18 protein-coding genes and 1 other RNA gene are annotated in these 14,966 nt (G+C 42.2%); 4 read left to right on the plus strand and 15 right to left on the minus strand.

The features are described from left to right. Positions 1-119 precede the first annotated feature (119 nt). The 6 genes from MHB69_RS16045 to MHB69_RS16070 all read right to left on the minus strand — a co-directional run bounded on the left by MHB69_RS16045 (position 120) and on the right by MHB69_RS16070 (position 5,772). Positions 120-254, minus strand: coding sequence for a hypothetical protein (locus tag MHB69_RS16045; protein WP_255290992.1), 135 nt, complete (start codon positions 252-254; stop codon positions 120-122). Continuing rightward, the gene (locus MHB69_RS16050) at positions 251-2,686 is read right to left on the minus strand and encodes a heavy metal translocating P-type ATPase (RefSeq protein ID WP_034280920.1); all 2,436 of its coding nucleotides are present in this window, start codon (positions 2,684-2,686) and stop codon (positions 251-253) included. The genes MHB69_RS16045 and MHB69_RS16050 overlap by 4 nt, the downstream gene beginning before the upstream one ends. Before the next feature lie 80 nt (positions 2,687-2,766). After that, on the minus strand, positions 2,767-2,973 hold the full coding sequence (gene copZ, locus MHB69_RS16055) for a copper chaperone CopZ (RefSeq protein ID WP_024423475.1): 207 nt from the start codon (positions 2,971-2,973) through the stop codon (positions 2,767-2,769). Between the two features lie 72 nt (positions 2,974-3,045). After that, complete coding sequence (locus MHB69_RS16060; RefSeq protein ID WP_012011272.1) at positions 3,046-3,351, minus strand: metal-sensing transcriptional repressor; 306 nt, start codon at positions 3,349-3,351, stop codon at positions 3,046-3,048. 106 nt (positions 3,352-3,457) lie between these two features. After that, on the minus strand, positions 3,458-3,913 hold the full coding sequence (locus tag MHB69_RS16065) for a DUF6376 family protein (protein WP_034280921.1): 456 nt from the start codon (positions 3,911-3,913) through the stop codon (positions 3,458-3,460). A gap of 257 nt (positions 3,914-4,170) precedes the next feature. Then, positions 4,171-5,772, minus strand: a complete 1,602-nt coding sequence (locus MHB69_RS16070; protein ID WP_034280922.1) for a histidine kinase N-terminal 7TM domain-containing protein — start codon at positions 5,770-5,772, stop codon at positions 4,171-4,173. 239 nt (positions 5,773-6,011) lie between these two features. Here MHB69_RS16070 and MHB69_RS16075 point away from each other — a divergent pair, with 239 nt between their 5' ends. Then, on the plus strand, positions 6,012-6,251 hold the full coding sequence (locus MHB69_RS16075; protein WP_034280923.1) for a hypothetical protein: 240 nt from the start codon (positions 6,012-6,014) through the stop codon (positions 6,249-6,251). A gap of 163 nt (positions 6,252-6,414) precedes the next feature. Here the strand turns inward: MHB69_RS16075 and ssrA are convergent. The 7 genes from ssrA to MHB69_RS16110 all read right to left on the minus strand — a co-directional run bounded on the left by ssrA (position 6,415) and on the right by MHB69_RS16110 (position 11,770). After that, positions 6,415-6,778, minus strand: a transfer-messenger RNA (tmRNA) gene (gene ssrA / locus MHB69_RS16080). A gap of 176 nt (positions 6,779-6,954) precedes the next feature. After that, positions 6,955-7,425, minus strand: a complete 471-nt coding sequence (gene smpB / locus MHB69_RS16085; RefSeq protein ID WP_012011279.1) for an SsrA-binding protein SmpB — start codon at positions 7,423-7,425, stop codon at positions 6,955-6,957. Positions 7,426-7,564: 139 nt separating this feature from the next. Continuing rightward, the gene (gene rnr / locus MHB69_RS16090) at positions 7,565-9,907 is read right to left on the minus strand and encodes a ribonuclease R (protein WP_041115651.1); all 2,343 of its coding nucleotides are present in this window, start codon (positions 9,905-9,907) and stop codon (positions 7,565-7,567) included. Positions 9,908-9,926: 19 nt separating this feature from the next. Next, on the minus strand, positions 9,927-10,673 hold the full coding sequence (locus tag MHB69_RS16095; RefSeq protein ID WP_342495767.1) for a carboxylesterase: 747 nt from the start codon (positions 10,671-10,673) through the stop codon (positions 9,927-9,929). 124 nt (positions 10,674-10,797) lie between these two features. Beyond that, a complete protein-coding gene (secG, locus tag MHB69_RS16100; protein ID WP_003212746.1) occupies positions 10,798-11,031 on the minus strand; it encodes a preprotein translocase subunit SecG in 234 nt (77 codons plus the stop codon). Between the two features lie 185 nt (positions 11,032-11,216). After that, positions 11,217-11,507, minus strand: coding sequence for an AbrB/MazE/SpoVT family DNA-binding domain-containing protein (locus MHB69_RS16105; RefSeq protein WP_024423481.1), 291 nt, complete (start codon positions 11,505-11,507; stop codon positions 11,217-11,219). A 29-nt stretch (positions 11,508-11,536) separates the two neighbouring features. Continuing rightward, positions 11,537-11,770 (minus strand): helix-turn-helix transcriptional regulator, encoded by a 234-nt coding sequence (locus tag MHB69_RS16110; protein WP_024426059.1) that lies wholly within the window; start codon positions 11,768-11,770, stop codon positions 11,537-11,539. A gap of 154 nt (positions 11,771-11,924) precedes the next feature. Between MHB69_RS16110 and MHB69_RS16115 the strand changes: the two genes are divergently transcribed. The 3 genes from MHB69_RS16115 (at position 11,925) to MHB69_RS16125 (ending at position 13,251) form a co-directional block, all read left to right on the plus strand. Continuing rightward, positions 11,925-12,320, plus strand: coding sequence for a helix-turn-helix transcriptional regulator (locus MHB69_RS16115; RefSeq protein ID WP_342495768.1), 396 nt, complete (start codon positions 11,925-11,927; stop codon positions 12,318-12,320). A 138-nt stretch (positions 12,321-12,458) separates the two neighbouring features. Beyond that, positions 12,459-12,860, plus strand: coding sequence for a transcriptional regulator (locus MHB69_RS16120; RefSeq protein ID WP_144496382.1), 402 nt, complete (start codon positions 12,459-12,461; stop codon positions 12,858-12,860). Positions 12,861-12,930: 70 nt separating this feature from the next. Beyond that, positions 12,931-13,251, plus strand: a complete 321-nt coding sequence (locus tag MHB69_RS16125; protein ID WP_342495769.1) for a helix-turn-helix domain-containing protein — start codon at positions 12,931-12,933, stop codon at positions 13,249-13,251. A gap of 79 nt (positions 13,252-13,330) precedes the next feature. Here MHB69_RS16125 and MHB69_RS16130 read toward each other — a convergent pair whose 3' ends face one another. Together MHB69_RS16130 and MHB69_RS16135 are read right to left on the minus strand one after the other, a co-directional pair. Continuing rightward, positions 13,331-14,020, minus strand: coding sequence for an ABC transporter permease (locus MHB69_RS16130; protein ID WP_034280931.1), 690 nt, complete (start codon positions 14,018-14,020; stop codon positions 13,331-13,333). A gap of 21 nt (positions 14,021-14,041) precedes the next feature. Next, positions 14,042-14,959 carry an osmoprotectant ABC transporter substrate-binding protein gene (locus MHB69_RS16135; protein ID WP_061110093.1) on the minus strand — a complete coding sequence of 306 codons (918 nt, stop codon included), beginning with the start codon at positions 14,957-14,959 and terminating at the stop codon, positions 14,042-14,044. Between the last annotated feature and the right edge of the window lie 7 nt (positions 14,960-14,966).

Raw genomic sequence — 14,966 nt, forward strand, 5'->3', positions numbered from 1 at the left:
GTCTAGGAAGAACGAGCACTGGCGCGGAGCGAATTTGACATTCGTGAGCACCAGCGCGCAGGACTGCGGGCGAATGCGAGGGTTTGTCTACACGCTGAGACTTTGCTTTTGGCGAAGTCTTAATGATTTTGCATCTGTTCACTTGGTGTAAGTTGATTTGAAAAAAATTCATCATAAATCGTATATCCAATGAGCACAAGAGCAACATAGAGCAATGCACTAACGGTCCAAACCCATTTGACATTCATCTTCATTCTGCCACTCCCTCTCTGACTGGCTTCAATCGCTGCAATCTGAGCGCATTCAGCACAACGGACACGGAGCTAAAGGCCATTGCTGCTCCTGCAAGCCATGGTGCAAGGAAACCAAATGCAGCGATCGGTATCCCAATACAGTTATAGGCAAGCGCCCAAAATAGGTTTTGCTTAATGTTTCTCATTGTTTTTTTACTAAATTCCAGCGCATCTGCAACGGCATGGAGATCTCCCGTCATGAGCGTAATATCTGCTGCTTCCATGGCAACGTCTGTCCCTGTTCCCACAGCCATCCCAATATTCGCTGTTGCAAGAGCTGGGGCATCATTGATACCGTCTCCGACCATGGCGACTTTTTTTCCTTGTTCCTTAAGTGCCGTAATGTGAGCCGCTTTTTCTGCAGGAAGCACTTCAGCAATGACATGATCAATGCCTGCCTGTTTCGCAATCGCCTCTGCTGTTAGTTTATTATCACCTGTCATCATCACAACGTGAATCCCCTGCTCTTTCAGACGAGCGATGGCTTGAGGAGAGGATACTTTGATTGTATCTGCGACCGCGACAATGCCGGCGACTTCGCCGTCAATCGCAACAAGCATAGCCGTTTTTCCTTGCTCCTCCAGCGTTGTGACAGATGCTTCTATTTGCTCATATTGGATATGATGTTTCTGTAATAGCTTACGCGTTCCAATCAAAAGCTTGTGTCCTGCTGCCTTTGCTTCAATTCCATGACCTGGATCTGCTTGGAAGGCTTCAATTTCGACTGCTTCAAGACCTTGTTCTTTCATACCGTCTGTGATCGCCCGGGCAAGCGGGTGTTCCGACTGCTGTTCTGCCGATCCTGCTAGCTGAAGCAGCGTATCTTCTGTCCAGTTGGCATATGCCAGTACATCTGTCAGACTAGGCTCTCCTTTTGTTACAGTCCCTGTTTTATCTAACACGACCGTGTCGAGTGATTGAGTCACTTCTAAATGCTCTCCGCCTTTAAACAGAATGCCTGATTCAGCCGCACGGCCGCTGCCAGCCATAATAGAGGTTGGTGTCGCAAGGCCGAGCGCACACGGACATGCAATGACAATGACGGCTATAAAGGTTTCAAGTGCTGACGTCACATTTCCTGGGTCAACAAAGAAAAACCATATGAGGAATGTGAGCACAGCAATTCCTACAACAATGGGAACAAATATTCCTGATATTTGATCTGCCATTCTTTGAATTGGTGCTTTTGAGCCCTGCGCTTGTTCTACAACTCGGATAATCTGTGAAAGAGCGGTCTCTTTCCCGACTTTAGTCGCTTTTATTTTGATGAATCCATTTTTATTGATCGTTGCCCCGATGACCATATCTCCTGCTGTTTTATCAACAGGCAGACTTTCTCCTGTAATCATGGACTCATCTATTGCGGATGTCCCCTCCATGATCTCCCCATCTACCGGTACTTTTTCCCCGGGTTTGACAAACACAAGGTCATTCACTTTCACGTCAGAAATAGGCACAGTCATCTGTTTGCCATCTCGCTCGATAACCGCTTCTTTCGCTTGTAAGCCCATGAGCTTTTGAATCGCTTCTGATGATCTTCCTTTTGCTCTTGCTTCCATTAATTTTCCGAGCACGATCAACGTAATGAGGACAGCACTTGTTTCATAATAGAGGGCTGCCTCATGTGTGCCTTGAACCGCTGACTGAATGCTTTCATATAAACTATAGAAAAACGCGGCAGATGTCCCAAGAGCGACAAGAACATCCATATTGGCACTTTTATTTCTTAAAGCCTTATACGCCCCTACATAAAAGGGCCAGCCGACAATGAACTGCACAGGCGCTGCTAACGCCAGCTGTACCCATGGATTCATAAACGCTTCAGGCAGCCAAATAAAGGACGTAAAAGAAAAATGGCTGACCATTGCCCAAAGAAGCGGCAGTGACAAAATCATCGAGAATAAAAAGCGTGCCGTTTGCTTCTCTATTGCTGCTTGGCGGTGATCTTTCTTTCCTTCCTCTGCTTGATCTGCAGCTGGTTCAATTAAAGAATACCCAATAGACTGCACCGCATCTTTTATGTCATTTGTAGACGTTTGGCCCGGATGATATGTGACCTGAAGTGTCTCAAGCGCAAAATTTACAGACCCGTGATCGACACCGTCCATTCGGTTAATTTTTTTCTCGATTCGGTTTGCACAAGCCGCACACGTCATTCCCTCTATATCAAATTCTGCTTGCTCCATCACCACATCATAGCCAAGCGATTGAACTTTTCGCTTTAAATCATCTGGTGTTAGTTTCTCTGTTTCATAGACAATATGGGAAGTGTCAAGCGCCAAATTCACACTGGCATCCTCCACACCTTCCAGCCTGTTCAATCCCTTTTCGATACGGCCTGCACAAGCAGCACAGGTCATCCCCGTAATTTGAAAGTCAATTTCCTTTTTCATTGATCTCACCTCTCCACATACTCCATGGGGGTATTATTTTTTGAAAAAAATACGTGCTGTACTGCAGCACGTATACTTATTTATACGACATCATATCCCTGTTCTTCAATCACATCAGAAATACGGTGTAACGTGACTTGATCCGGATGAAATGAAACCTCCACCTGTCCTTTGTCTAAATGGACTTTCACAGATTCCACACCTGCTAATTCTCCTACATTTCCTTCGACTGCTTTCACGCAATGTCCGCAAGACATGCCCTGCACTTGAAGTGTTGCTTGTTCCACTTCTCATCGCCTCCATCAATCATTTTCTACAATTTACTATACCCTAGTAGGGTATCGATGTAAACATAAATGCTACGATTTTGTCAGTTTCGTAAAGACCGTCATTAACTCTTCAATGGCTTCATCCCCATTGCCGCTCTTGATAGCATCTGCAACACAATGATGTGTATGCTTTTCCATCAAATGAAGACTGACTTTTTTCAAAGCCGCATTGACTGCAGAGATTTGATTCACAACATCTATACAGTAACGATCGTTTTCAATCATTTGCTGGATCCCGCGAACTTGTCCTTCCACTCGTTTCAAGCGATTGATCAATTGGTCCTTTTCCTTTTCGGCTCTAGGCGAAGCCATATGTCTTTCTTCATGTTCTGTCATGTGATCACCTTTTTTTCATTATGACTTGTCTTTACCTAAATTAAAGCATATCTCCACCGAAAAAGGCAAAGATATGCTGAGCACCGCATATAAAGCTGTGTTTGTCCTAATTTGTTAATTGTTCGATATCCTGCAAAAGATTGACGGATTGCTGAAGCTGTTTCATCAATCCCTGCTGATCCTCCAGTATGGCGGCAACATCGATATCGCCTGCTTTCAATTGCTGTATATATGTTTGGATCTCCTCTGACAGCACTTTATTTTTTTCAATGATTTGTGCATGAAGGTCTTCTGCCATTTTTGGCGCTGTGACTTCATTAAAATCTTGAATGTCTGCCTTCAACGATTCTAGCTGCTGCGTTAATTCTGCCTTTTTGGCGGCGTTTTGCACAGCTTCTTCAGCGAGCTTTGGAAATTCCTCTGTAAATTGCTGAATGTCCGTCACATAGTCATTTGCCTCAGTGACATATGTCGTTGTATCGTTGACCTGATCAAGCAAGCCGGAGCAACCGCTTAATACAAGCGTTCCGGAAAATAGACAAGCCATCACGTATTTTTTCAAGATCGATCATCCTTTCATCTGTAGGATTAAAAGCATCATTTGTTCCGCTTCCCTATCACACAGATGCAAAAAGACCTTAAAAATAGCCAGACCTTTGCCTCATGTGTGATAGGCAAAGGTCTGGCTAACATTGTTCATGCCGGAATGGCCGAGAAACAACGAATGTTTCTGTAGTGACGACCAAAACCGTAAAAGCTACTCCCCTTTAGGAAACCGTTCAAATGTTATGTTTATCATATCGAATGTCAGGACAACAGTCAATGCGGAAGATCCTGCTCTTGATACAGCACATGGCCCTTACCAGTGGATGCATAAATCCGGTTCCGTCCTTGGCGTTTTGACATATACAAGGCCTGGTCCGCTTCAAATAGAAGTGTCTCTAATACACAAGGATCATTGGCTGTGTGAGCAATTCCAAAGCTCGCTGTCACTCGCACTTTTTCCTTATCATTCGTAAAGAAACTTGCTTCAAACGAATGTCTTATTTGTTCCGCGATATGACATGCCTCTTTAAATGACTGATGAGGCAGACAAATGGCAAACTCTTCTCCCCCATATCGTCCAAATAAATCATCCATTTGTAAATGCTCCTGACAAATAGAGACAACATGACGCAGCGCTTCATCCCCGATATGATGTCCGTGTGTGTCATTGATTTGTTTAAAGAAATCAATATCAAACAGCATAACAGCGGTATCCTGCGCATCCTCTTCAAGGATCAACTGCGTTCGTTCGATGAAAGAAGATCGATTGAAAATATTCGTCAAACCATCGATATACGCACGACGCTCCAGCTCTTCCTGCAGCAAACGCTGCTCTGTAACATCACTGATCACTATTTGCCTGCCCTCAATCTCTCCTCTTCTATTAAATAGAGAGGAAGCGGTCAGATGATAATAATAGGACTGGTCTTTTTCTTTTTTCCACATTAAATCATATTGCGAATGATCCTGCGGAGAGCGCAGCCATTGAATGAACGCTGAATCTTTGATGATTGCTGAGAAAATATCGTCGATCTTATAGCCAATTCCCTTTTTATTCGCAAGTGCTGGAATGATCGATGCAGCAGCGGGATTGTAATCAATGAGTGTTCGATATCGATCTAAAATCAAAACCCCTTCAGACATATGCTCAAACACACGCTCCATTGCAATGGGAGACAGCTTAAACAGCTGGAACGACATAATTGCCCATAAATAGAGTGCGTTGGTAATAAACATCACCACAGGAACAGGATCAATATGCAGGGGTGTAACGCCTAATAAATAAATAAAAGAAGTCAAAATTGGTAAGGACATTCCCACTAACAGTATCAGAATCTGCTTTAAATATTCTTTTTTTGTGACACGTAAAAACCAAAGCAGCATAAAAATAGCAAGCATCGAACAGCCAAACGTATAAACGCCATGAATGATATACCAATAGCCAATCGTAAAATCAGCCAATAAAAACCCATCTACTGGATTCATCGTGATGCTTCGATAAAAGAGTGAATGTAAAGAGTTGGTGAACACCATAATGGTTGTGAGAGTTGGAATCAATAAGATGAGAAGCACGCGGCGCTTTGTGAAATATTGTTGGAACCCCGTAAATTGCAGCACAATCAGCAGACTGAGCGGTGCGATAAACGGAAGACCTATGTATTGAAAACAAACCCAGAACATGATTTCTTCAGGGGTACGAGCCAATAATTCAAACGTATGCCCAAAGATATAAATCGCAGTTGCTCCAGACATGTACATAAACAATTGACAGCCAATATACCGGTGGCGGTTCGCATGAGCAATGATTGATAATATCACGGACAGAATGCCAGAAACACTCATGATCACAATAAAATGTAAAACAATCGAATCCATGTAAACGCCCCAATTTCAGTTATTTAGAACTAGTCTAATCTTACTATATATGAGGAAGTCACAAATGGGAAGATGTGATTTTGAATTGGTTGGAGGTTTTTTGTAAAATTTCAGGCGTTATCTGTTTGTGATCCCTTATATTTTCACTACTTTTTGCTTAATTTGAGGGAGAAGTATGTTGCGTCTGGAGAAATATCTGTACAATGTGGAGATCAATGGAGAGGAGACTCGAAAGGAATATGACTTTTTGGATGATTATGACGGGGCTGTTTATGTTGATTCTTTTAGAAAAACCGTTTGAAAAGAGAAGTTCTGGATTGTTATTTTTGATCAGTTATTTACTGCTGATTGCGGTTTATGTGATTCAGACAACGTTTGTGGAACTTGTACCGGATGGATTTTTGATGATGCTTGCGGTGGTTGTCGTTTTTCCTTTGTTTGTTCGGTTGGTGCAGTCTTCTTTGAGAAACCGTACATAAGTAAATAATTAAAGAAACTCCGATTATTCCTTGTAGGAATAACCCAATCAAAAATGTAAATAAATTCAAAAAACATTAAATATCAAAATCAAAACTAACTTAACTTCTTAAATTAGATAAAAAAAGCCCCTTTATAGAAAGGGGCCTTTTTAAATATTTAAAATTATGGAGACGGTGGGAGTCGAACCCACGTCCAGAGACATCGATTACTTAAGCGTCTACGAGCGTAGTCAACATATTTACGTGTTCACTCATCCTCATGCCTGCTGACGGGCGCTTGGAGAGCTAGTCTGATGGATCTCTTCTTACGTCCTCAGACGGAAACGTAAGCGTAGCCTACTTCATTGGGCTCCTCACAGACACATAGGCGATGTCAGGAAGAGCTCGCTGCGCTTATTAGGCAGCTAGTGCTAAGTTTTGGTTAAAACTTTTAGTTTTGCCAGTTACATTTAAGTGCGTGTTAACGAGATCGCCTCTCGGCTCGCAGCCTAAGCTCGAACCATCCCTGTCGAATCCGTAACGTCCCCTTGTAAAAGGGATATACGGGATGGAAACGTTCAGCTTAACTGCTTCCGTATATAACTATTATAACAATCTCATCGCTCGAAACAACTGGTGGTTTCTGTAAAAATAGCGGTGATTGTTTACTGCATAACATATTGTAGCATAATGCTTCTGCTCTCAGCAAGCCATCTGCATCAGGCTAGAATTGCTTTTGACGATCGCGGAAGGCACGTTCGATTTCACGTTTTGCATCTTTTTTCTTCAGATCTTCACGTTTATCGTATTTCTTCTTCCCTTTTCCGATTCCGATCAGCACTTTGGCAAAGCCATTTTTCAAATATAGTTTCAGAGGCACAAGTGAGTAGCCTTCTTCCTTTGTCGCACCAATCAATTTGCTGATTTGCTTGCGATGAAGCAGCAGTTTTCTCGTTCTCAGCGGATCATGGTTATAACGGTTCCCCTGTTCGTATGGGCTCACGTGCATGTTATGAAGAAACACTTCTCCTCGCTCGATTTTGGCAAAGGAATCTTTTAAATTCACTTTTCCAGCACGAATCGATTTGATTTCAGTTCCTTGTAATACAAGGCCTGCTTCGTATGTTTCTTCTATAAAGTAATCATGATTTGCTTTTTTGTTTTGGGAAACAACTTTTCCCTCTCCCTTTGGCATTGGCGTACACCCTCCTTTTGACACAAACACGGTCCAAATCGTACGGATTATTTTATCAAACAATCCAGCTTTCGACAATGCTGACGCCATGTGGTCAAAAAGCAAATAGAGCGGGATGCCCTATTTGCTTTTTGGCACGTTACTTTTTCTTTTTGCGTTTTTGTTTCGGTGCGTTTTCAAATACGCGTTTTTTCTTTTTCTTCTTTTTACGGTTTGTGAACCAGTCACTTCCGCTTTTATCCTCTTTGCCTTTTTCCCCAGAGGCTTTTTGACCTCCACGTCCTTTTTTCGCTGGTGGATCTGTCCGTTTTTTGAACTTGAAATCTTTTGGAGATTTACGGCGAGTGCCTTTCATCCCGACGATTTCAAAATCAATTGAGTGCTCATCTTTATTAACATTAACAACTTTGACAGTGATTTCGTCACCGATACGGTAGACATTCCCTGTACGTTCACCGATCATGGCAAAGTGCTGTTCATCAAAGCGATAATAGTCGTCTGTCATGTAGCTGACATGGACAAGGCCTTCTATCGTATTAGGCAGTTCAACGAATAGTCCGAAGTTCGTCACGGAACTAATCATGCCATCAAACTCTTCACCGATTTTATCTAGCATAAACTCTGCCTTCTTCAGATCATCTGTTTCACGCTCTGCATCGACTGAGCGGCGCTCCATTGTAGATGCATGATCTGCGATTTCAGGCAGCAGCTGGCCCCACTTTTCTAAGGTCGCTTCATCTGTCTTTTTCTGAATCAAATAGGTTCTAATCAGTCTATGCACGATTAAATCCGGGTAACGGCGGATCGGTGATGTGAAGTGTGTATAGAATTCCGTTGATAATCCAAAATGGCCAATGCTTTCTGGATCATACTTCGCCTGTTTCATAGAGCGAAGCATCACAGTTTGAATGACGACTTCTTCTGGTTGATCCCTGACAGCATCGAGGACACTTTGAAGTGCGCGCGGGTGAATGTTCGTTGACGTCCCTTTCACAATGTAACCAAACGTCGTTACGAACTCTAAAAAGCGCTGAAGCTTCTCAGGGTTTGGTTCTTCGTGAATTCGGTAAATGAACGGAACATTCATCCAGTGGAAATGCTCTGCAACCGTTTCGTTTGCAACAAGCATGAATTCTTCAATTAATTTCTCTGCAACGGAACGCTCACGAATGACAACGTCTTTCGCTGCGCCTTCATCATCTACAAGTACTTTTGCTTCCTTGAAATCAAAGTCTACAGCTCCGCGCTCCATTCGTTTGTCACGAAGAATCTCTGCAAGCTTCTCCATCTCTTGAAACATCGGCACTAGCGGCTCATATTTGTTTAAAAGCTCTTCGTCTTGGTCGACTAAAATCTTATTCACATCAGAATAGGTCATTCTCTCCGTCGTTTTGATCACACTTTGGAAAATCTCGTGTTTGACGACTTTTCCGTTTCGATCAATGACCATTTCACAAGACAGTGTGAGACGATCGACCTTTGGATTTAATGAACAAATACCGTTTGACAAACGATGCGGAATCATCGGGATGACGCGGTCGACGAGATACACACTCGTTCCACGTTCATAAGCTTCCTGATCAATCGGCGAATTCTCTGTGACATAATGAGAAACGTCTGCAATGTGCACGCCAAGCTTATATTTGCCATCATCCAGCTTTTGCACAGTTACAGCATCATCTAAGTCCTTCGCATCTGCACCGTCAATCGTCACAATCGTTTCATTGCGCAAGTCGCGTCTGCCTTCAAGGTCTTTTTCATCAATCGTTTCAGGTGTGTCTGCTGCCTGCTGAAGTGCTTCTTCTGGGAACTCACCTGGCAGACCGTGTTTATGAATGATCGACAAAATATCAATGCCAGGGTCATTTTTATGACCGAGGATTTCAGTCACTTCACCTTCTGCACTCATTCTTCCTTCAGGGTAGCTTGTCAGCGTCACAACGACTTTATGACCTTCGACCGCACCGTTTTTAGCGGATTTCGGAATGAAGATATCGTTTGTGATTTTTTTATCATCAGGAATGACAAAGCCAAAGCTTTTCGTTTCTGTGTAGGTACCGACAACCGTCTGAGTATTACGCTCGAGAATACGGATAACAGTTCCTTCTTTTTTCGTGCCGTTTGATTTGTGGCTGACACGAACCATGACGGTATCTCCATTCATCGCTGTGCCTAACTCATTTGGCGGGATGAAAATATCATCCTGTCCAAACTCTTCAGGCGTTACAAATGCAAATCCTTTTGCATGAGCAGACAGCTTTCCTTTTACCAAATTCATTTTTTCTGGTACACCGTAACGGTCGCTGCGCGTGCGAACGATGAGTCCTTGATCCTCCAGCGTCACAAGTGCTTTGACGAGCTCTTTATAATCATCAGGATTGGTAATCTCCATCATGACTTCCAGCTCTTGAACGGTTAACGGTTTATACGCTTCTTCTTTCATAAAAGCGAGTAATTCATCCATAAATTCTTCTTTTTGCACACTCTAACCCCCTATATATTTAAATTGACCAATCAAGTGATTCTAAGAATGCATAGACATCCTGATGAACCTTCTCCCGCTCTTTATCAAGCGTGATGACATGGCCTGATTCTTCATACCATTTCAAATGCTTATCATCTGTCTCTACTTCGTTATAAATGATATTCGCACTGTCTGTATTAATCATATGATCGTGACGTGCCTGCACAACAAAAGTAGGTGAATAGATCATGTCGACATTGTTTCTAACATCTGCAATCAGTTCTTGCAGGCTCCTCAGTGTATCCATTGGTGTTTTCTTGAACGATTCCATTTCTTGTTCAATTTGGTCCTTTGACTTACCCTCAAATTTCTTATAGTTACGGGCATAATCTAGTACACCCTGGTACATGACTTCTTCACTTTTTATGTACATAGGTGCACACATAGGTACAATTCCCTTTACAGGTACAGTGTAACCTAATTTTAATGAAAAAACTCCTCCGAGGGATAGTCCGCAAACTGCAATCTCCTCATAACCCTCATCTTTTAAGAATTGATAGCCTTCTTCAACGTCTTTCCACCAGTCAGCCGGGCCTGTATGGACAAGCTCTTCTGGCGGCACACCGTGTCCTTTATATTGAGGTGCATGGCATGTATATCCTCTTTCGTTCAAATAACGGCCAAGCATTCGAACATCGGCTGTATTCCCAGTAAAACCGTGAAGAAGAAGCACCGCCTTTTCTCCACCTTTAAACGTAAATGGTTTTGGTGTAACAACTTTCATGATGTGACTTCCTTTCCTTCTGATATGGTTTATATTTTCCACTTGTATGTATGAAACAAACACAAAAGAGTGCTGATAATAAAAAAAGGTCTGAAAAAAGATCAGACCTTCTGTTACTCGCGCTTTACACGCCTAAATATGCCAATGCAAGTGTTAAGATGAAGAAAAGCACTGACAAAATAACCGTTAATCGGTGAAGAATCAAGTCAAGGCCTCTCGCTTTTTGCTTACCGAAAAGCTGCTCGGCTCCACCTGAAATAGCGCCTGACAGTCCAGCACTTTTACTTGATTGTAGTAATACAACGATGATAAGTGCGATACTGACAATTACGAGTAATGTGATAACAAATGCGTGCATGAAAACACCTCCAGACAAACTGGTACACATAACTTTATTTTACATGAAAACAAGGTGCATGTCACGAAACATCAAAATAAAGATTTCCTATATATTGTCGACTTGATTCGTTATTTTGATACAATTTCGTTCCAAAGTGCTGATTGCAGCATTTTTATATGAAATTTTTCGGTTAAAAACACATTTTAATGAGTTGCTTCTTCCTTCAATAGCTGTTTTAATTCTACTAACAAACGTTCAGCTCCTTCAGGACTCAGCATCACGTTCCCATTTCCATAGCTTTTGTTGTACTTCGTCACTTGTCCCGTTAACAGGCAGCTCTTATCTGCATCATATTTTTTCAGCATAATGGTTTGATCTTCAATGAAAATTTCTAACAGCTGCTCTTCTTTAATATTGAGTACCTTGCGCATTTCTGAGGGCAGAACAATTCTGCCGAGAGAATCAATGTGTCTGACCATCCCAGTCCTTTTCAATGACATTTCCTCCTTGATGATGATATCATTTATTGACTTTTGTCAATATCCTCATAGTAAAATAGATCTTCAAATTTTTTATCAAAGTAATGAATCATTTTGCCAATGACAAGCTGTCCCGGTTTTCGGTGACCATTTAATACCCTGCTAAGTGTGGCAGGAGAGATGCCAATTTCATCAGCGAGCTGATTTAACGACATATCGTTCTCGATCATATACTGCATGACAAAAGCCCGCCTGATCTGAATCTTTTCGACCATCATTACAACCTCCTATGGAATCATTATGTACAACATGTAAGACTCTCACATCAAGCAGATTCATTAACTTATGTCAACACTTTTACCCCTCTGCTATTTCCTTTGGTCAATGATCATACTAAAATAAGTCATATACTGAAATGTGAGGTTCGATGTCATGAATCACTTTGGTGAACAATTACGCATTTTAAGAGAAAATAGAAAAATGTCGGTCAATCAGCTTGCCATGTATTCAGGTGTAAGCGCTGCTGGTATTTCTCGTATTGAAAATGGAAAGCGCGGTGTGCCAAAGCCTTTAACCATAAAAAAATTAGCACACGCCTTGAAGGTGCCTTATGAGGATTTAATGCTGCTTGCCGGTCATATTGAACAGGAACAAGTTCATGAAATGAAACCGAGATATGAGTCCATGTTAAAAATCTATCAAACGGCGCTTCAAAAGGATGTAGAACATCTCCCCATTTTTGACGGGGACAAATGGGAAAGGCTCTCCGCACAAGACATCAGCCAGCTGAATGAATACTTTCTCACGCTCATCAACCAAAAAAGGTGAACAAATAGCGGGGCATAAACCTAATGTACATCCACCATTAACTAATGTCAATATTTTCATGGTGTACTTATTGCCAATAGTCAACAAATCAAGTAAAATAGACATATAGAATCTATAACCATGTGAGGTTTTGCGTTAATGAACTTTGGTGCATATTTAAGAGCATTACGTGAGGAAAAGAAGCTGTCGGTGAACCAATTAGCGATGTATTCTGAGGTCAGCGCTGCCGGTATTTCTCGTATTGAAAACGGGAAACGCGGCATTCCGAAACCTCCTACGATTAAAAAGCTAGCTGGTGCGTTAAAGGTACCTTATGAAGACATGATGCAGGCTGCGGGCTATATTGAGGAAGCCGCTTCTGTCCAACAGCTCGAGGAAAATGATCTTTCTTTATCCAAAATAAAGGAAGCCGCAGCGCAATATGAACTTGGTGATCTCGAAATATTTGATGGTGACATATGGTCGACCCTTTCGAAAAAAGAAATAGAGGACCTCAACCGCTATTTGTTATTTATGTTAAACAGCCGTTCGTCCTCATAAATGTTTAAGCTTTTTGCGCCGATTTATGACAGATTTACGGTATAATGGGTTCAGATTGGAGTGAAGAAAGATGAATCAATCTGACATGTGCCCGCGGTTTGAAAAAGCAGTTGAGTTATTGAGTAAACGCTGGGTGGCACTGATTGTTTTTCAGCTTCTCTCAGGTCAGCAGCGCTTTAGTGAAATTGAGGCGGCTCTGACAAATTTAAGCGGAAGAGTATTATCTGAGAGATTAAAAGAGCTGGAAGCAGCAGGTATTGTAAAACGGGAGGTTTTTGCTGAAACACCCGTGCGCATTGAGTATTCTTTAACAGATATGGGGCGTTCACTTGCACCCGTTTTTGAGGAAATTGCGAAGTGGTCCTCTCAATGGATCACGCTTGAATCATAAACCAGCATTCGAACCGCCTGATCTTCATAAAACAACCTCCCTTACAGCGATGTAAGGGAGGTTTTGTCTTTTCAACTGCTTAAGCAGATGTGATGTTTTTTTCAGCTAACGCTTTTCTTTCTTTTTTCTTGTTTGTCGGGCTTAAATAGCGTTCGAGCCAGCCCATGACAAGGTCAGCGATAATAGCCATAAGTGCAGTTGGAATCGCACCTGCTAAAATGATGGCTGTTCCGTTTGTGGCGTTTGACCCTCTGATGATGATATCACCAAGACCTCCCGCGCCCACAAATGTTCCAATCGCTGTAATACCGATGGCAATGACCAGTGCGGTTCTTAAACCAGCCATAATGACTGATAAAGCAAGCGGTAGTTCAACCATTCTCAGCACTTGCCATTTCGTCATGCCCATCGCTTTACCTGATTCTAAATAGGCATGTTCAATGCTGACAATGCCTGTATACGTGTTTCTGATGATCGGCAGAAGCGAATACAGAAAGAGTGATAGGATGACTGTATTTGCGCCAAGTCCTAATACAAGCATCAACACGGAAAGCATCGCTAATGCCGGTATCGTTTGGATGACGTTGGTAATGGCAAAGACCCAATTGCTCAGCTTGCGGTAATGCGCGACAAAGATGCCTACTGGAATCCCGACAATCGCCGCAAACAACACCCCATACGCCGACATGAGAAAATGCCGATAAAATTCTTCTAACACATATGACCCGTTCTGCTGATAATACGTCCATAATTGCTGCAGTGTGTCCATCAGCCTTGACACCTCCCCATCTTACTCAAAGTAATTGTGTTTTTTCAGGAAATTCTTCGCAACGGTTGCTGGTTCTTGAAGCTCTCCGTCGACTTGATAGTTCAGCTCTTGCATTTGTTCTGTATCGATTTTTCCGATCAGCCTGTTGATCACCTTATCAAGCCCTGGATTTTCTTTTAAGACTTTCTCCGGGACTACTGGCGATGCATCATATGGCGGGAAGAACCGTTTATCATCTTTTAAGATTTTGAGATTGTAGGCTTTGATTCGTCCATCTGTTGAATAGGCAAGTACAATATCCATTTTTTCATTTTTTAATGCATCATAGACTAAACCAATCTGCATCGGATATGTGCTGCCAAATTTGATTCCGTATGTTTTCACAAATCCGTCATAGCCGTCGCCTTTCTTTTTGAGCCATATGTTATCGACCCCAAATCGGTAATTGGTCGCATTCTTTTTCAAATCAGAGACCGTTTCTAAATTATTTTCCTTCGCCATCTTTTGCGTCACGGCAAAGGCATACGTATTATCAAATCCATAAGAATCAAACCATTTGTAATCATAGCGTTTTTTAAATTCTTTTTGGACGATCTCCATCGCCCGCTCCGGGTCTTTTTCCGCATCCATTCCAAGCGTGCTTGTTAAATCTGTGCCTGAATATCTTGTGGCAGAAATGTCGACATCTCCGTTTTCCATTGCTTTCTGCTGCACAGTGTTGGAACCTAAGTTTTTCACAATGGTCGTCTTTTTATCAGTGTAATGTTCAATCATATCGCTAACCATATAGGCCATAATTTCTGATTCGGTAAAGTTTTGTGCTCCAATTCGCAGCGTGCCCCCTGAGGAGCCGGCTAGTCCAGGAAGTGAACAGCCGCTTATCAATAGCAAGCATCCGGCAAGCAGTGCACTGATCCATTTTGTTTTTCGATTCTTCACATAAGCC

The organism is Bacillus sp. FSL K6-0994 (assembly GCF_038630815.1).
Lineage (GTDB): Bacteria > Bacillota > Bacilli > Bacillales > Bacillaceae > Bacillus > Bacillus safensis.